Annotated in this window: 18 protein-coding genes; 11 read left to right on the top strand and 7 right to left on the bottom strand. The window is 65.9% G+C overall.

The annotated features are described in order from the left end of the window. Positions 1–10: 10 nt before the first annotated feature. Together E5675_RS01835 and E5675_RS01840 are read right to left on the bottom strand one after the other, a co-directional pair. Positions 11–2,974 (bottom strand): TrlF family AAA-like ATPase, encoded by a 2,964-nt coding sequence (locus E5675_RS01835; RefSeq protein WP_037553330.1) that lies wholly within the window; start codon positions 2,972–2,974, stop codon positions 11–13. 511 nt (positions 2,975–3,485) lie between these two features. Beyond that, on the bottom strand, positions 3,486–4,391 hold the full coding sequence (locus E5675_RS01840; RefSeq protein ID WP_037553331.1) for an endonuclease/exonuclease/phosphatase family protein: 906 nt from the start codon (positions 4,389–4,391) through the stop codon (positions 3,486–3,488). A 140-nt stretch (positions 4,392–4,531) separates the two neighbouring features. Between E5675_RS01840 and E5675_RS01845 the strand changes: the two genes are divergently transcribed. Beyond that, complete coding sequence (locus E5675_RS01845) at positions 4,532–4,807, top strand: HU family DNA-binding protein (RefSeq protein ID WP_037553418.1); 276 nt, start codon at positions 4,532–4,534, stop codon at positions 4,805–4,807. A 249-nt stretch (positions 4,808–5,056) separates the two neighbouring features. On the opposite strand, the gene E5675_RS01850 is transcribed toward E5675_RS01845, so the two are convergent. Further along, entirely contained in the window at positions 5,057–5,521 is a 465-nt protein-coding gene (locus tag E5675_RS01850; protein WP_231732705.1) for an SOS response-associated peptidase family protein, read from the bottom strand. 103 nt (positions 5,522–5,624) lie between these two features. Here E5675_RS01850 and E5675_RS01855 point away from each other — a divergent pair, with 103 nt between their 5' ends. Continuing rightward, positions 5,625–6,242 (top strand): SOS response-associated peptidase, encoded by a 618-nt coding sequence (locus E5675_RS01855; protein ID WP_037553333.1) that lies wholly within the window; start codon positions 5,625–5,627, stop codon positions 6,240–6,242. Next, complete coding sequence (locus E5675_RS01860; protein ID WP_037553335.1) at positions 6,239–6,676, top strand: DUF1810 domain-containing protein; 438 nt, start codon at positions 6,239–6,241, stop codon at positions 6,674–6,676. The genes E5675_RS01855 and E5675_RS01860 overlap by 4 nt, the downstream gene beginning before the upstream one ends. Before the next feature lie 12 nt (positions 6,677–6,688). Here E5675_RS01860 and E5675_RS01865 read toward each other — a convergent pair whose 3' ends face one another. Continuing rightward, positions 6,689–7,246, bottom strand: a complete 558-nt coding sequence (locus E5675_RS01865; protein WP_037553336.1) for a cytochrome b — start codon at positions 7,244–7,246, stop codon at positions 6,689–6,691. 273 nt (positions 7,247–7,519) lie between these two features. On the opposite strand from E5675_RS01865, the gene E5675_RS01870 reads away from it, so the two are divergent. The 4 genes from E5675_RS01870 (at position 7,520) to E5675_RS01885 (ending at position 13,681) form a co-directional block, all read left to right on the top strand. After that, positions 7,520–8,257: a protein ImuA gene (locus tag E5675_RS01870; RefSeq protein WP_231732704.1), complete on the top strand. Its 738-nt coding sequence runs from the start codon at positions 7,520–7,522 to the stop codon at positions 8,255–8,257. Further along, on the top strand, positions 8,163–9,968 hold the full coding sequence (locus E5675_RS01875; protein ID WP_081932951.1) for a DUF6504 family protein: 1,806 nt from the start codon (positions 8,163–8,165) through the stop codon (positions 9,966–9,968). The genes E5675_RS01870 and E5675_RS01875 overlap by 95 nt, the downstream gene beginning before the upstream one ends. Beyond that, positions 9,965–13,174: an error-prone DNA polymerase gene (locus tag E5675_RS01880; protein ID WP_037553338.1), complete on the top strand. Its 3,210-nt coding sequence runs from the start codon at positions 9,965–9,967 to the stop codon at positions 13,172–13,174. The genes E5675_RS01875 and E5675_RS01880 overlap by 4 nt, the downstream gene beginning before the upstream one ends. 186 nt (positions 13,175–13,360) lie before the next feature. Continuing rightward, positions 13,361–13,681 carry a DUF736 family protein gene (locus E5675_RS01885; RefSeq protein WP_037553339.1) on the top strand — a complete coding sequence of 107 codons (321 nt, stop codon included), beginning with the start codon at positions 13,361–13,363 and terminating at the stop codon, positions 13,679–13,681. Positions 13,682–13,711: 30 nt separating this feature from the next. Here E5675_RS01885 and E5675_RS01890 read toward each other — a convergent pair whose 3' ends face one another. The 3 genes from E5675_RS01890 to E5675_RS01900 are packed head-to-tail and all read right to left on the bottom strand — an operon-like array spanning position 13,712 to position 15,136. Beyond that, positions 13,712–13,885 carry a DUF1289 domain-containing protein gene (locus E5675_RS01890; RefSeq protein ID WP_037553340.1) on the bottom strand — a complete coding sequence of 58 codons (174 nt, stop codon included), beginning with the start codon at positions 13,883–13,885 and terminating at the stop codon, positions 13,712–13,714. Positions 13,886–13,888: 3 nt separating this feature from the next. Further along, a complete protein-coding gene (dmeF, locus tag E5675_RS01895) occupies positions 13,889–14,851 on the bottom strand; it encodes a CDF family Co(II)/Ni(II) efflux transporter DmeF (protein ID WP_037553341.1) in 963 nt (320 codons plus the stop codon). 9 nt (positions 14,852–14,860) lie between these two features. Further along, on the bottom strand, positions 14,861–15,136 hold the full coding sequence (locus E5675_RS01900) for a metal/formaldehyde-sensitive transcriptional repressor (protein WP_037553343.1): 276 nt from the start codon (positions 15,134–15,136) through the stop codon (positions 14,861–14,863). 332 nt (positions 15,137–15,468) lie between these two features. Here E5675_RS01900 and E5675_RS21370 point away from each other — a divergent pair, with 332 nt between their 5' ends. The 4 genes from E5675_RS21370 (at position 15,469) to E5675_RS21660 (ending at position 17,212) form a co-directional block, all read left to right on the top strand. After that, complete coding sequence (locus E5675_RS21370; RefSeq protein ID WP_162928261.1) at positions 15,469–15,633, top strand: hypothetical protein; 165 nt, start codon at positions 15,469–15,471, stop codon at positions 15,631–15,633. Positions 15,634–15,756: 123 nt separating this feature from the next. Next, the gene (locus E5675_RS01905; protein ID WP_058801025.1) at positions 15,757–16,245 is read left to right on the top strand and encodes a hypothetical protein; all 489 of its coding nucleotides are present in this window, start codon (positions 15,757–15,759) and stop codon (positions 16,243–16,245) included. Between the two features lie 262 nt (positions 16,246–16,507). Continuing rightward, positions 16,508–16,819 (top strand): DUF736 domain-containing protein, encoded by a 312-nt coding sequence (locus tag E5675_RS01910; protein ID WP_037553344.1) that lies wholly within the window; start codon positions 16,508–16,510, stop codon positions 16,817–16,819. 183 nt (positions 16,820–17,002) lie between these two features. Further along, complete coding sequence (locus E5675_RS21660) at positions 17,003–17,212, top strand: DUF6499 domain-containing protein (RefSeq protein WP_081932956.1); 210 nt, start codon at positions 17,003–17,005, stop codon at positions 17,210–17,212. Positions 17,213–17,336: the final 124 nt, after the last annotated feature.

A 17,336-nucleotide genomic window follows, 5' to 3' on the forward strand; every position in this document is an offset into this window, starting at 1 on the left:
AATATCGAGACTAACGCTCCAGGCGAACGCGCAGGCGCCGTGCGCGCTCGCGAAACGCATGTTCCCCGCCCTCGAGAATGTCGCAGACCATCTTGCGGATCGGTGCATCTTCGAGGCCGCCGCTCGCATAGGCGATCTCGGGCAAGCCATCCCCCGGATGCGGGCCGGCCGATGCAACGATGACCTGATCGGCGTCGGTGTTGATCACCAGATTGGCGTTATGCGTGACGATGATGACCTGGCGCTTCGCCTTGGCCTTGAGGAACAGGCCGACGAGTTCATCATAGATCGACTTGGGATCGAGATTTTCCTCGGGCTGATCGATGATCAGCGGCCGCTCATCTGCGTTGTCGAGCGCGAGGTACAGCAGCAGGAGTACGATGCCGCGCGTGCCCGGCGAAAGTTTGCGGATGTCGACCCCATCATAATCGACGCTGTACCGGACTTCGATATGATCGGTGCCATAGAGCCAGCGCGCGAACAGCTTGAGCCAGCCGCGGAATGCGGCGGCATCGCTGCGCTGTGCGAGAGCATGTTCGAAGAAGCTCTTCTGATATTTTTGGCGAAAGTCTTTGAGCGCCTCGGTCACTTCTTCGGCGGTCCCACTCTCCCAAACGCCGCGAAGCTCGTCATTCGCGGCCTCGAGCAATTTGCCCTCGCCGCGGAACGGGCCCTGTCGGCGAAGGTCCAGCAGATCCTCGCCGCGCTTTGCCCACTCCGCCATGTCTGCTCGGCGGGTGACGGTGAATGCAAGCTTCCCGAGCGTCCCGCCCGTCTCGTCCATTCGCGCCCGGATGGGTGCGTAAAGGTCGTTGAGGACCTGCTGTTCCGAAAACACCGCTTCGAAGATCCGCCGGTAGCTTGACTGCCTTTCCGTAGGCAGGCCCTTGGCGCGCTCCTCTGCGCCCTCATAGTCCTTCAGCTTGTCCTGCAGGACCGAGAGCAATTCGGTCTCGGTCGTGATTTTCGTCGACAGGGAATTGAACCGTTCGCGTGTTTCCTTGTCGACGTTTATGATATCGCCGAGCCGCCGGATTTCCGCATCGAGCCGGCCAAGGGGAAGTCTCGTCAGATCGGCATCGTCGGCGATGAGCGGGGTCGCTGGATCGGTGATTGCGATATCGATCCCGCGCCACCCGTCACGGTTCTTCCGGGTGGAGGACAGGTTGTCGTTGATGATGCCGTCCACATTGCCGCTGTACTGCGTCAGAAACGGGTCCCACGCCTCTCCGGCTATGCCGGCATCCTTGTGGCGCTCTTGCGCATCGCGCAGATTTTCGGGCGCCTGATGGGTCCGGAAGTCCGAAACCTCGTCCTGGACGAGTAGCAACTTCTGCTCGCGATTGGTCAGGCGCCTAACCCGTGCGCGCACTTCGTTTGCCGCCTCGGTCAGGGCCTCGAGGCGCTTGATCCGGTCCTCGCTGCCTTTGCGGACAAGCTTGCCGCGGTCCTCGGTGAGCTGGGTGATCTTGAGCTTCTTCTCGTCGACCTGCTTCCGAATGGCCACGATCTGAGATTGCTTCTCGAGCTCGATGTTGATCCGGTCGGACAATTCCTCGAGCTTCTGTTCTTCGCGGCGTCGCGCCTCGCGGAACCGGGCTGCCTTGAGGTCGCGAAGGTCCGCAAAATCGACCGCGCCCTCTCGCTCGGTCGGGCTGTGGGCGTCAAAGACCACGCGCTCGACTTCCGACAGCAGGCCATCGGTCATTCCCTCCGGTGAGCAGAGCGATTCCACGAACTGCTGTGTCAGGTATCGAGCGCGGGCGTAGCCGTCCCATGCCGCCGCGGCATTATCGAGGCCGCGTTCGGTGACAACGCCATTGCCCCAATCGAGCTTCACCGTCGCATCGTCGAGATATTCGCTCGCCCGAACCAGGAAAGACTGCATAGGGAGCTGGTCGGCATGGGCATCGCAGCCCGCTGCGATCATGTCGGCCAGCGCGGTCTTGCCGGACCCGCGCGCACCAATGATCGCGACGAGGCCCGGGTTGAGATCGATCACCGAATTGGGGGCCCACGGCGCATTCGTCAGGGTCACACGGTGGATCGTCTCAGACGGCGCAGCTGCGGGCGGCGCCTCGGTCCCGACGTAAGCGCGGCCCTCGGGATCGATGCAGGCCTGCTTCAGTCCGTCGAATGTCGCCGCACCTTTGATCCAGGTATAGCGGTCGCCATCGGGCGCGCCCGTTCGTTCCACAGAATGCCCGTCGCTGCCGTGCATGCAGGGCTTGAGCCCGCCGTAGGTCTCGCAGATATGCTCGCGACTGGTTTTTCGGCCGAGCCAAAATTCACGTTGCGCCGGGCTCGACGCGAACATGATGTGAGCAAAATGTTCAATCTGCTGGCGCAAAGCTTGGTCTGCGCCATCTTGAAGTCCCGATGTCCCATCGCCCTTCGCGCCGGCGACCGCGATCAGGATATTCTCCTGCGCCCAGCTCATCCCCTTATATTCTTCACGGAGCTGATCGAAGCTTACCTTGAATTGTTCGGAGCCGTGGCGAAGCGCTGAACGATCATCGGTCAGCTCGGAATTGAGCGAACGTCCCAGGCGGATCAGCTCCGAAGGATTACAGGCGAAGGTGTCGGTCGTGGTCTTGAAGGTCAGGCGCTGAAGGAAGCGCGTGAGCTGCTCGATATGATCGGGATCGTCGGGGCAGACGAGCAGATGGGCGTTGATCCACGACCGCGCGGTTCCCACGCTGAACCGAAGCTCGATATTCGGAAAGATCAGGTCGCAGTCCTTGAGGCGACCTTGCTCCTTGCGCGCGCGAACCTCCTTGTAGAGTTCAAGCCCGTAATAGTCGGTAATACCGAGCGCACGGATCGCCGGCGTCGCACCCTCGATCGCGGCAAGATAGGCTTCCCAATCGCCCTTGAACTGGTCGTTGAAGATCGTGCCCGGGGCGTGGACGTGCGGATCCCATCGCAGCCACAACGATCCCGGTCCGATCGATTCCTCTTCCCCCACGGTCATGGCGCGGCACGCTATCGTCAACAGGGGGGAAACGGAAGTGCCGCCGCCAGATCAAACCATTTTGGATCTATTTTGTGCCGGGGCCTGCGGCCTGATCGCAGGGCGGCTCGGGCTCGCCGGAACCGCAGGACTTGCCGGCCGTTTCCCAGTGGCAACGTCCATAGGAGCTGTCATGGCAAGCGCACCGCCCGACCCGCATCCCGATTCTCCCCCGACCGGCCCCGAGCAAGTTCTGGAGCAGGTTCCCCTTCCTGATGACGACGGTCGGGAAAGTGTCGAGGACGTGCCTGACGCAGAATGATCGTCGGGCCGCTTGGCTTCTCGCCTGCGGCATGGCGCCCGCATATCTGCGGAGCGGAAATGGTAAGCCCCGCTACATCGCTGCAGCGGGGCTTCCCTAGATTGCATCCGAAGATGCGATCAAATTCTGCCATTCTTTCGTCTGGACAGGTAAGTGAAACGTGCCGGGCGCGCGATGGTTCCGTGGGCTACTTCGAGGCCCGGAATTTTTCTATCGCCGCAGCGTGACCGCGATCGGGCAGTGGTCCGAATAATGCTTCTCGCCGGGCGCATAGAGCGTTTCGCTGAACCCCGTCCGGTCGGCGGCGGCGCGCCGGTCGAGCACGATATGATCGATGAAACTGTCGTAACGCGGATCGCAGGCCGGCGGCTGGCCCGCGTCGGCGAGCATCAAATCGGCGTTGGCCGGATCGCCATCGTCGATTTTAGTCCAGATCGCGTCGCCGGGAAGCGCGAGCCGCCGGTTCCAGTCGCCCAGCACCGCGAAGCGCTCGGGCCCGGCGGCGGCCGCGTCGATCCAGGCTTCGAGCGCCGGAATCTGGTCCTGGAATATGGGGCAGGCCTTCGCCTCGTTCCCGGAGAAGCAGCCTGACTTGAGGTGGATGCCGAGAAGGCGGATCGGTGTGCGGCCCTCGGGGCGGAGCGTGATGTCGACGCCCGAGCGAAGCTGTTCGTTGCCGCGCATCAGCGACGTCACATCGGCATGGCGATCGAAGGCCATATCCTTGCGGATCGCAAAACCGACCGCTTGGCGGATCACCGTCTGCGACGGGAACTTGCCGCCGCAGGTGCCGCCCGGCGCGCCCTTCCGCGCTTCCATGATCACGACATATTTGGCGGGGTCGAAGACCCGCGCCGCGGCGGTCTCATTCTCGGCCTCCTGAAAGGCGATCACATCGGCGTCGAGGTCGTCGACGATGCGGCGCATCGCGGCATAATCGCTGTCATCCCTGGGGTTGCAGCCTTCGCCGTTCCTCGCGGCGAGAAATTCCAGGTTCCAGCTCGCAAGCTTGAGCGGTTTCGATGGAGCAGACGGGTTCGCGGGTGCGGAGGTCGCGGGCGAGCAGGCGGCAGCCAGCAGGAGCAGGGCGGATGCGATGAGGCGGTGGGGAAGCATCCGCCGCTACTGCCGCACGCCGCCACCGAGTGCAACTCGCCGTGCCGCGCCTTGGCGCGGCGCAGATGGCGCCGATCCGTCCGCGGCGCTATAGCGCCCGCCCGGCCGGGATCCTTCCGGCCGCTCAAGGAGATGATTTTATGAACCACGCCGAACTGTCGGACAGCGTCGCAACCGCACTTGGTCTGAGCAAGGCCGATGCGAAGAAGGCTGTCGATGCCGTTTTCGCTGCGATCACCGACGCCGCCGCCAAGGGCGACGAAGTCTCGGTGAACGGCTTCGGCAAGTTCAAGGTCAAGGAATCGGCCGCGCGTGAAGGCCGCAATCCCTCGACTGGCGAAACCATCCAGATTGCGGCTTCGAAGAAGCTGACCTTCGGCGCCGCGAAGGCCGTCAAGGATCGTCTGAACGGCTGAGCCGGTACGTCCCGCCGGCGTGCCCGGCGGGACGGCCGCGCGGCGGCATGTCGGGCGCGGCATCTGATGAGCGCGCTCTGGCCTCGCAGGCTCGGCCAGGGGTCGCACTTTTGTTTTGGCCGCGCGGCACACTCGGCTCGCTATCCTTGCGGGGCGGCGGCTAGGCACGGGAGCGCATCGCACGCCGCCCCGCTGCGGGCTCGCCAAGAGTGCGGTTGTTCGGGCCCTGCGGGCCGGCGACATCATGACCTAGAGCGGAAGTTCCGCCTGTTTGCGCAAAGGCTCAACGAACAGCGTGCGACGCGGCGGTTCCTCGAACAGCAGCTCGTTCGGCAGGCTGCCGTCGAGCCAATGGTTCGCGTCGCGCCGCTGGATGATCACGCCGTGGCGCGACTGATAGGGAATGACATCGGCGCCCGCCGGGATGGTGAGGATGCGGTAGGACAGCGGCCAGTCGGCGAGTGGCGGGTCCCACACTGCGGCGAGATAGAAGAAATTGCCGCTGTCGAGCGTCACCCGGTAGCGGTGATCGCCGGTTCCCATGCGAAACTCGGACGCCGGGATCAGGCAGCGGCGCGCCGGGAAGGCGCGGCCCTCGGCGCGCACGAAACGATAATTGATCCCGTCGCTAAACCGCGGGTCGGAACCCCAAACCGCTTTGACCATTTCGATCTCGGTCATATTGTCGGGATTGCGCCGGACGAGCGCTTGCACGCCTCCGCTCGGGGCGTCGGGATCGAAAGGGGTTGGCGCGATACCCATATGTGGAACATAATGGGAACGATGTTGAGTCGCAAGGGCGAGGGGGCCGACGCGCATGTGCAATGATTATCGGCTCGAAATTGACATCGCGTCGATCGCCGAGGACTTCGACAACCTCCAGATCAAGATCGACATGCCCGAGGGCGCACCGAACGTGCCGGCGCGCGAGGATGTCCGCATCACCGATACAGCGCCGATCGTGAAGAGCAGCGACGGCGCCGCCGCCGGATCGCTCGTCAACCGGCGCTGGAGCTGGCCCGGACAGGGCGGCAAACCGGTCTATAATGTGCGCTCGGAGCGCCGCGATCTCGGCATGCAGCGATGCCTCGTCCTCTGCGACGGTTTCTATGAGTTCACCGATCCCACCGACCCTGCGCAGAAGCGGCTCGACAAGTGGCTGTTCACGCTGAAGGACCATCGCTGGTTCTGCATGGCCGGCGTCTGGCGCGACAGCCATGTCGGCGAAGCCTTCAGCCTCCTGACCATGGACGCAGGTCCCGACATCGCACCCTATCACCATCGCCAGATCATTCCGCTGCCACGCGATCAATGGGCCGCTTGGCTCGATCCGCGCGTTCCGGCCGAGGACATATTGAAATGGCTTCCCGAAGGCAGCCTCGAGGTGACGCAGGTATATGGTAAGCCGCCTGCACAAGGCGCTCTTGCCTTATGACGAACGAAGAGGGACTCGATCTGTTCGTGACCGCGCAAGAGCAAATCTACCCGCGCGCGCTCGGCGAGATTCGCCGCGGCAAGAAGTGCTCGCACTGGATGTGGTTCATATTCCCGCAGCTGGCAGGCCTTGGCCGAAGCGCGACGTCGAAGCTCTACGGTCTCGCGGGAGCCGATGAGGCGCGGGCCTATCTGGCCCATCCGCTTCTCGGCGCGCGCTATGCCGAATGCGTCGAAGCGATCCAGGACCTGCCGGCAAGCGACCCGGTGGCGGTCTTCGGCGAGGTCGACGCCGTCAAGCTGCGTTCATCGCTGACATTGTTCGAGGCCGTGAGCCGGCGGCCGCTCTTCTCCGCCGCGCTCATCCGCTGGTTCGGCGGCGAGCGCGATGAGCGCACCCTCGGCCTGCTCAGCCGCGACGACAGCATGCCGTGACGCCGACGCGTGTCAGCCGCGCGGATTGCGAAACAGCGGCAGCATCCGGTGGAGCACTTCGTCCTTGTCGAAAAAATGATGCTTGAGCGCGCCGAGAACATGCAGCGCGAGCACGACGTAAATGGCCTTCACCATCAGCTTGTGTATGTCGCCGAGCTCTTCGGCGAGATCCTCGTTCAGCGGTAGCGGAAGATTGGGCGCGGGCACGGCGCCGTAAAGCGGCACTTCAGGCGCCCCGCCCGCCGACGCTGCGGCCCAGCCGAGAAGCGGGGCGCCGATCATCAGCACATAGAAGAGGACATGGGTCGTGCGCGCGAGCATCCGTTCCCATGACGGCATGCCGCCGGGGAAGGCCGGCCAGGGATGGCCGAAGCGCCAACCGAGCCGGATAATGCTGAGCGCGAGGATCGTGATCCCGACCGATTTGTGCAGATGATAATAGCCAAGTTTCTCGCTGTCCGAGGCGTCCTCCATCCAGCCGCCAAAGGTGGCATTGGCGATGATCAGGATGGCGATCGTCCAGTGCAGGACGATCGAGACGGTGGAATAGCGGCTGTGATTCTCACGCATGATTCGCCTCGCAATAGGTCCGTCACCGGTCTTCCAATGCTTTGGCGGCGATCCTCGTTCCGTCAGCAGGACGCAGCCGTCACGATCATGAGCCCAATTTGTTTCGCTTTTACAGAGGCCGGGCGGAAGGCGCGCACCGATTCCCGGCGGTTCGTCGCGGCCCGCTTGACGCGCCCTTTGACTCGGTGGAACATAAAGGGAACATTTGAGTCGATATTTCCCATGAGCACGACGCCCCAATCTGCACCTCGGCCAAGTGCCAGAGATATCGACGTGCTTCGCGCGGCGGTGGCGCGTGTAGCCGCCTCGCGCGGGCCGGTCTTGCCGTTCGGCGTCGGGCCGGTCGATCATCTTCTCGCTGGCGGCGGGCTCGATGGCGCAGGCCTGCACGAGGTCACGGGCGCCTCGGCAAGCTGGAGCGATGACGCTGCGGCAACGCTCTTCGCGGCTGGAATCGCGTCGCGCTTCGCGGCGGCGCCCGACGTGTCGGCGCTCTGGGCGCTGACGCGGTTCGATCTCTATGCCCCCGGTCTCGAACAGGCGGGGCTCGGTCCGGACCGCGTGCTCTATGCTCAAGGCAGGACCGACAAGGAACTGCTGGCGCTGTGCGAGGACGCGCTGCGCGACGGTTCGCTCGCCTGCGTCGTTGCCGAAGTGAAAGCGGCCGATCAGACCGCGACGCGCCGGCTGCAACTGGCAGCATCCGAGGGCAACACGCCGATGATCCTCTATCGCCGGTACCGGCGTTATGGCCAATGCCCGCTCGCCGATCCGTCGCTCGCAATGACCCGCTGGCGCATCGGCACCTTGTCGTCGGGCCGCCTCGCCTCGCCCGGCGTCGGGCGCGGGCGCTGGAATGTCGAGCTGGTCCGGCAGCGCGGCGGGCCGCCTTTTTCCCTCGAACTGGAGGCGTGCGATGACCAGGGTCGCCTCGCTCTTCCTGCCGCAACTGCCGATCGAGCGGTTGCGCCGGGCAGAACGGACACCGTCGCATTCGGGCACGCCGCCTGATCGGGCGCGGGCGGGTCCGCGCTTCCCCGAGCCTGTCGACGACAATCCCGGCACCTGTTCGGTGCCGCGCGGCGGCGGCTGGCGTCCGGGCGCGCGCTGGGCGCAAGGCACGCACTCCGGCGAGCCGTCGCTCGACGCCCTCCCGGCGCACCAGCGACCGACGATGCGCGAGCTCGGACGGCGGAGCGAAGCTGCCGCACCGGTGTTCCGGGCGTTGCGCTCGGACGACGGGACGTCGGGCGGGATCGCTGCGCCGCTGCCGCCGCTCTGGGGCCTCCGTCCGACGATCGTCGTCGCGCGAACCGGCCAGCGCGACGTCGTGACCGCCGCCTGTCCGGCGGCGCTCGATCTCGGCCTCGTGCCCGGCATGGCGGCCGCCCATGCCCGCGCGCTGGTCTCCGATCTCGACATACTCGATGCCGCACCCGACGCCGATCGCGCGTGGCTCGATCGCCTTGCGCTCCACGCCGCCCGCTGCTGGACGCCGACGGCGGCAGTGTCGGGCATCGACGGGCTGTGGCTCGACCTGTCGGGCACGACGCATCTCTTCGGCGGCGAAGAGCGTTTCGCGGCGCGTCTGCTCGGTTTTCTACGGCGCCTCGGCTTCACCGCGCGTGTCGCGATCGCCGGCACGCCCGGCGCCGCTCACGCGCTCGCACGCGATGGCGGCGCGGGCGTGCGGATCTTGCCGGAAGGAGGCGAGAGCGAGGCGCTGGCGCCTTTGCCGCTGGCGGCGCTCCGGCTGGCGCCGGAGGCGCTCGCCGCGGCGGCGCGCTTCGGGATCGAGCGGATCGCCGATCTTTATCCGATGCCGCGCGGGCCATTGGCCCGGCGGCTCGGGCGCGGCGCGGTCGAGCGGCTCGACCAGGCGCGAGGGTTCGTACCCGAGCCGATCGTGCCCGTCGTCCCGTTCGACATGCCCGAGGCGCGCCGTTCCTTGCTCGAGCCGATCGGGACCGCCGAGGCGATCGAGCAGGTCATCGCCGACCTGCTCGGCGATCTCGTGCTCGCGCTGCGCGAGCGCAGTCTTGGCGTGCGGAGCCTCGTCTTGCGCTGCGACCGGCTCGACATGGGCGCGCAGTTCGTCACCGTCGGCACGGCGCGCGCGACGCGCGATGCGAAACATCTGCTGCGCCTGTTCAGGCTCCGGATCGACCGGATCGAGCCGGGGCTCGGGATCGAGACGATGGTTCTCGCGGCGCCGCAGGTCGAAGCGCTGGCGCCCGAGGCGATCGCCGCCGTGCTCAACACGGCACGCCAGGCGCCCGACCTCGCTCCGCTCGTCGATGCGCTGGCCGGCCGCGCCGGCGATGCCGCGCTGTTCCGCCTGTCCGCGATCGAAAGCGATGTCCCCGAGCGCGCGATCGTGCGCGCCGGGCCTTTGGCCCAGCCTGCCGGCTGGCCCGTCTGGCCGCGGCCGATCCGGATGCTCGCGCGGCCCGAGGCGCTGTCGGGCGTCGTCGCCTTGCTTCCCGACCATCCGCCGCGCCGCTTCGCGTGGCGCGGGCGGAGCTATGCGGTGGTCGCAGGCGATGGCCCCGAGCGCATCCATGGCGAATGGTGGCGCCGCCCGGGCGAGATGTGGGCGGTTCGCGACTATTTCCGGGTCGAGGCGACAAGCGGCGAGCGCTTCTGGCTCTTCCGCCGCGGCGACGCGATCACCGACAAGACGGGTGACCTCAGCTGGTACATGCACGGCGTGTTCGGATGACGGACCCCGTTACGACCTATGTCGAACTCTACGCCACGAGCCATTTTTCCTTTCTGCGGGGGGCCTCTTCGCCCGAGGAATTGTTCGCGGCCGCCGCTGCCCTCGGCCATTCGGCCCTCGGGCTTTGCGACCGGGGCAGCGTCGCCGGCATGGTGCGCGGTCTGTCGGGACAGGAAGCAACCGGCGTCCGGCTGATCGCGGGGACGCGCGTCGACCTTCGCGACGGTCGCTCGATCCTCCTCTATCCGACGGACCGCGCGGCCTGGTCGCGGCTGACCCGGCTGCTCTCCTTGGGCAAGGGGCGCGGCGGCAAGGGCAATTGCTGGCTCGACTGGCCCGACGTCGCGGCCTCGGCCGAGGGCCTCGTCGCGATCCTCCTGCCCGGTGAAGCCGACGAACGGGCGCGGCTCGATCTCGCCGAGCTCAGCGGCGCCTTCGGCCCGCGCGCCTTTCTCGCGCTCGCGCTGCGCCGCCGGCCCGGCGATTTCGCGCGGCTTCGCGCGCTCGATGCGCTGGCGCAGGAAGTGGCGGTGCGGAGCGTCGCGCTCGGCGACATCCTCTACCATGCGCCCGAACGGCGCCCGCTGCAGGACGTGCTGACCGCGATCCGCGAGAAGACGACGGTCGATGCGCTCGGGTTCAAGCGCGAACGCTTCATGGACCGGGCCTTGAAGAGCCCGGCCGAGATGGAAAGGCGCTTCGCGCTGTTCCCCGACGCGATCGCGGCGACCGCCGACATCGCGGCAGCCTGTCGCTTCGACCTTGCCGAGATCCGCTACCAATATCCCTATGAGCAGGTGATGGAGGGCCGCACCGCGCAGGAAGCGTTGGCGGCGTTGACCGAGGAAGGTGCGAACCGGATGTTTCCGGGCGGCGTGCCGCCTGCCTTTCGGAAACAGATCGATCACGAGCTGCGCCTGATCGGCGAGCTCGGCTACGCGCCCTATTTCCTGACCGTCAATTCGATCGTCGCCGAGAGCCGGCGGCGCGGCATATTGTGCCAAGGGCGCGGGTCAGCCGCGAACAGCTGCGTCTGCTTCCTGCTCGGCGTGACTTCGATCGACCCGATCAAGCACGAGCTGCTCTTCGAGCGCTTCGTGTCGGGTGAACGCAAGGAGCCGCCCGATATCGACGTCGACTTCGAACATGAGCGGCGCGAAGAAATCATCCAGTGGATCTACGAGACCTACGGCCGTCATCGCTCCGCGCTGACCGCCGTGGTCACGCGATACCGAACCCGCGGGGCGGTCGCCGAGGTGGGGAAGGCGCTCGGGCTACCGCGGGATCTCACCAAGATGCTGACCGGCCTCGTCTGGGGCTGGTCGGTCGACGGCATCCCCGAGGAGCGCATCGCTGAGCTTAACCTCAACGCCAATGACTATCGACTTCGGCTGACGCTCGATCTAGCGCGGCAGCTGATCGGGACGCCGCGGCATCTCTCCCAGCACCCGGGCGGCTTCGTGCTGACCGAGGAGCGGCTCGACGATCTTGTGCCGATCGAGCCGGCGCGGATGGAGGACCGCCAGATCATCGAATGGGACAAGGACGATATCGACGTCCTCAAATTCATGAAGGTCGACGTGCTGGGTCTCGGGATGCTCGGCTGCATGAACCGGGCGTTCAACCTGCTCCGCGAACACAAGAGCATCGATGTCGGCATGGCCGACCTGCAGGACGACGACCCGGCGGTCTATGGGATGATCCAGAAGGCCGACACGCTCGGCGTCTTCCAGATCGAGAGCCGCGCGCAGATGTCGATGCTGCCGCGGATCAAGCCCAAATGCTTCTACGACCTCGTGATCGAGGTCGCGATCGTCCGCCCCGGCCCGATCCAGGGCGACATGGTGCACCCCTATCTTCGGCGGCGTGAAGGCAAGGAGAAGCCCGAATATCCAAAGCCCGAGCTTCGCGCCGTGCTCGAGAAGACCTTGGGGGTGCCACTCTTTCAGGAGCAGGCGATGAAGGTCGCGATCGTCGGTGCCGGCTTCACGCCGGTCGAGGCCGACCAGCTTCGCCGCGCGATGGCGACCTTCAAGCTCACCGGCGGCGTATCACATTTCTACGACAAGCTCGTCGGCGGCATGGTCGAGCGCGGCTATCCCAAGGATTTCGCCGAGCGTACCTTCAAGCAGATCGAGGGTTTCGGGAGCTATGGCTTTCCCGAGAGCCACGCCGCGAGCTTCGCGAAAATCGCCTATGCCTCATGTTGGATGAAGCATCATCATCCGGACGTCTTTTGCGCGGCCTTGCTCAACGCGCAGCCGATGGGCTTCTACGCGCCCGCGCAGATCGTGCGCGATGCCCGGAATCACGGCGTCGAGGTGCGCCCGGTCTCGATCAACGACAGCCATTGGGACTGCACGCTGGAAAGGAGCGACGGGCGCTATCTCGCGGTTCGCCTCGGCTTCCGCCAGGTTCGATCGCTCGCGAACATACATGGTGCCGCGATCGTCGGGGCGCGCGGCGATGTGCCCTACGACTGCGTCGAGGATGTATGGCGGCGCGCCGGCGTGCCGCGCGCCGCGATCGAGCGGATCGCCGAAGCGGATGGATTTGCCTCTCTGTCCGAGGACCGGCGGCAGGGGCTGTGGAAGGTCCGCGGCCTCGGCGAGGCGCCGCTGCCGCTCTTCGCGGCCGCCGACGCGCGCGAGGCGAACTTCTCGCCCGAAGGGCTCGAACCGCCGACCGCGCTTCGGCCGATGACCGAAGGACGCGAGGTGGTGGAGGATTATCGCACGCTTCAACTGAGTTTGCGCGCGCATCCCTTAAGTTTCCTGCGCGAGGAGCTGGACCGGATGGGGATCGTCCGCTGCGCGGATCTCGGCTCGATCCGCGATGGCCGGAATATCGAGGTCGCCGGGGTGATCCTCGTCCGGCAACGCCCCGGCTCGGCAAAGGGCGTGCTGTTCGTCACGATCGAGGATGAGACCGGTATCGCCAACGGCATCCTCTGGCCCGATCGCTTCGACATCTATCGGCGCCAGGTCATGGCGGCGTCGATGATCGCGATGCGCGGCCGCGTCCAGAAGGAAGGCGAGATCATTCATGTCATCTGTGACCGGATAACCGACCATGACGCGATGCTGCGGCAGGTCGGGCGCAGCGCGCTTTCCATTGCGCCGGGACGCGGGGACGGGGCGCGGAACGGGGGCGGGCCCGACAGCCGCGAGCCTGCGTTGCGCGTCCGGAGCCATGACTTTCACTGATGGTGGCCAAATGCTCCGGTTGCAGGACCACTCCCTCCTTGGCTGCCTGACTGCGGGCCTCGGCTCGCCTCATGCCGTCAACCCCCTGCGGGGGTTCGCCCTCGCGTACCGCTCGGTGACGGCGGCTCGCGGGCCCTTCGGTCGGCGCCATCGGGGATGGTCCCGAGCAACCCAAGGAGACACGACATGGCCACCATCGCAAATCTCACCGTCAAGGCCGACGGCAGCTTCGAAGGCACGCTGACGACCCTTCTGGTCACCGCGCCGATCGCGATCGTCCCGAACGGCCGCAAGGTGAAGGACAATGAGCCCGACTTCCGCGTGATCGCGCGCAAGAACGGCTACGAGGTCGGCGCCGGCTGGACCCGCACGTCGCAGTCGAACGGCACCGAATATGTCTCGGTCACCCTTTCGGCCCCCGAATTCGGCACGATCTACGCGAATATCGCGAACGCGCCCGGCGACGATCCGATGAAGAAGGTGCTTATCTGGAACCCGCCGAGCTGACCCCAGCGGCCCCGCCTTCGGGCGGGGCCGTCATTTTTCCTGCGTGAGTTTCGCCAATCGGCGCGGAAGCTCCGAGGCCAGCTTGCGCTGCTGGAATGGCGAGGCCTTCTTCCAGCTCCGGCATTCGGACTGGGTGCGGCCGCAGCCGGGGCACCAGCCCGTCCGACCGTCGAACGCACATAATTCGATGCAGGGCGAACGCATCGCTCAGTTGCACTCGATCGTGACGTGACGCAGCTCGTGGACCGGCGCGAGGCGCTCGCGGATCGCCGCGCCGGTGAGACCGGCAGGCCCGGCGACGCTGACGATCGCGGCATGCGCGTCGGGTCCGAGGCGCCATACGTGAAGATCGACGATCCGGGCATCGCCGGGCGCCTCGACCAGCTCGCGGACTTCCTCCGCCACATGATCGTCGCTCCGGTCGAGCAGGACCGCGGCCGTGTCGCGCATCAGGCTCCACGACCAGCGCGCGATCACGATCGCGCCGACGATCCCCATTACGGGGTCCATCCACACCCATCCGAGATAGCGTCCCGCAAGCAGGGCTGCGATGGCGAGCACCGACGTCAACGCATCGGCAAGCACATGCACATAGGCCGAGCGCAGATTATTGTCGCCGCTCTGCGCCATTGGCCCATGGTTGTGATGATGATCGTCGCCATGGCCATGGCCATGACCATGGTGATGTCCGTGCCCATGACCATGGTGATGCCCGCCCGACAGCAGGAAGGCGCTCGCAATGTTTACGCCAAGGCCAACCGCCGCGACGACAGTCGCCTCGAGAAAAGCGACGTTGGTCGGATTGAACAGTCGCGACACCGCTTCGACGCCGATGCCGAGCGAAACAAGCCCGAGCGCCATCGCCGAGGCAAATCCTCCGAGATCGCCGACCTTGCCGGTTCCGAAGCTATAGGCCGCGTTGTGCGCATTGCGCTTCGCATAACCATAAGCGATCGCCGCCACGCCGAGGGCACCGGCATGCGTCGCCATGTGGAAACCATCGGCGAGCAGCGCCATCGATCCCGTGATGTAGCCGGCGATGATCTCGCCGACCATCATCAGCGCGGTCAAAACGACGACGAGCAGCGTGCGCCGGGCATTCTCGTCATGTGACGCGCCCAGGAACATATGATCGTGGACACGCGCGTCCGCGATGGGGGTAGTGGCCATTATGCGATCCTATTTGCTGTAGCGGCGGATAACGGTGAGCAACTCCTCGGCACCGGCCGCGCGCTCGGCGTCGGTCAGCCCCGGGCGCGAGACATGCTCCTCGAGATGATCGGAGATCACTTCCTCGATGAGCCCGGCGACCGCGCCGCGGACTGCCGCAACAAGATGCAGGACTTCGGCGCACGGCGCTTGCGACTGGAGCGCTCGCTCGATCGCGCCAACCTGTCCGCTGATGCGGCGGACGCGCGCAATGAGTTCGGAATTATCGCCTGAAAGATGTGCCATAGGGATACCCCCTACCCCTACCCAAGGCAGAAGGCAAGCAACCTCGTGTGGAGAGGCACGATCGCCAAGTCCCACTACAGGGGCCACGGCGCACGCAGATTGTGGTCCGGGAGGAAGGCGCAAGGGCCTCCAGTCCCCGCGAAACCATACCCGCTCTCGATAGCCGCTGATCCCTGGGCTCGAAGCCGGGCCTCCTTCAATCAACCCGTGAAGGGTCCGCTACGCTTCGCGTGCGGCCGCAGCCTTGCTGCGGTGATTGCGGCCCGCCCCCGGCCGGCGGGGCGACTGTCGAGCGGGAACGGTCCCGCTCCGAAAGGACAGGAGCCAAACCCATGCCGCTTTCCACCGCTCAATCGCTCGGCTGGAGCCTCGCCCGCACGATGATGACGATCATCGTCCTTATCGAAACGACAAAAGGCTATGCGGTGATGCCCATCGAAGAGTTCGACGGCGACCCCGAACACATCGTGTGCGAATATGACCCGTTCAACCGCTGAGCCCGCAAAATTTGCCCCGCGATGGTTCCAGTTCCGGTTCCGTCGCGGGCGGCTGTCTGCTAGATTGACGGTGCAGACCGCGCTGTGGTGGTGGTGGAGAGCGCGTCCCCAGGGAGGACGCTCGTGACTTTCATGCTTATCCTCGGCGCTGCCGCAGGCCTCTATCTCATCTGGCTTCTGTTCCGGCTGGCGGCACTCGCGCTGCCGCTTGGCACCGGCATTGCTCTCGCCTTCGAACTTCTGGACCGGGGCTATGGCATTGGCGCTGCCCTTGCGATGGCATTCCTGGCGGGGATCCTGCTCCATCTTGCTGGACGGCACCTCTACGCGCACGGCGGATCGACATTGCTGCGAGCCTGTGTCGCAATGCTCTTCCTCCTCCCGGCGGGGGTCGCAGGCTATTATGGCATGACGGGGATCGTGCGGCTCTTCGCTACGGAGGGCATGCTGGTGGCGATCCTGCCTATGCTCGCTGCCGTCGTCGCCGCCGTGGCGGCGGTCCGGGGACTTAACGGGTCTTCGGTGGATGCAATTGGTGTCGGCGACCGGGAACGTGACGATCGCGCACCCGCGATCCCGGCCTCCGCTTCGCCCGCTTCCGACCGCCTCTGAGTCCTTCGCTCCCGCCGCAGGAACACGGTCTCTTCCCTGCGCGATCTGCCGGCAAGCCGCTGCGCTGAGCCCGCTGGCCGCAACGGCGCTCCCCGATTTTCTTCCCCCGGCGTGCCGCCGTTCCTCGCGGACCAAGAAAATCGCTGCGCTGCCGTCCTTTGCTTCGCTCCGGGCCTGCGGCTGCGGCGCGGTCTCCTTTCCGGCCACCGATGCGCATCGAGACCGCGATCCTGCGGCTCGAAAGCAAGGAAAGGACTTCAAGATGGCCAAGATCGGAACCTTCAAGAAAGCGAAGGGCGAATATCGGGGCGCAATCGCGAGCCTCGCCCTCTCGGTCGACGCGGTTCGCATCGTCCCCGAGGACAATCCCAAACCCAGCGCTCCGACCCACCGCATCTATGTCGGCGACGTCGAGGTGGGTGCGGCCTGGGAGAAGACCAGCCAGGACGACCGCACCTATCTCTCGACCAAGTTCGACGACCCGAGCTTCACCGCGCCCATCTTCGCGCAGCTCTTCGAAGGAAGCGACGGCGACTATGACCTCGTCTGGACCCGTCCCCAGCGGCGGGACTGATCGAGCACGCCGCCCGGCCGCAAGCCGGGCGGCGATACTCTCATTTTGAGGCTTTTCGCGCGGGGATTCTCCGCCGCAATGCGTTACGATGATCCTTTGCATGCCGCTAACCATGTTCCAGCCGATGCGGGCAAGCTGCTGATAGGCTTTGCTTTCATTCCTGAAGATCAGCCGGAGGTGCGAATGGATCAGGTCGTCGATTGGCAATCGCCATATTTTCCGAGAATATTCGAAACATATGATCGCGCCGATTTCGCGCAGGAGTTCCTGCGCCGAAGCCCGGCCTATCGCCGCGCCTATCGTTCGGCCGCGTTGGCGCCGACGCGGCGGCGCACCGCGCGCCTCGCTGGGCTGGCGCGACGATGGGGGTTGGTCTTTCGCCCTAGACCCTGACCGATCCGTCACCGAATCCCCCGCGCTCTGGCAGCCCGAGGCCTGCGCGCATGTCGCCATCGCCGAACCGGCGCCCGACGGCTTTGCCGCGCCGCGGCTCGCCGAGCTCATCGCCTCCGCGGAT

It is taken from the genome of Sphingopyxis sp. PAMC25046, assembly GCF_004795895.1.
In the GTDB taxonomy this organism is placed as follows: Bacteria; Pseudomonadota; Alphaproteobacteria; order Sphingomonadales; family Sphingomonadaceae; genus Sphingopyxis.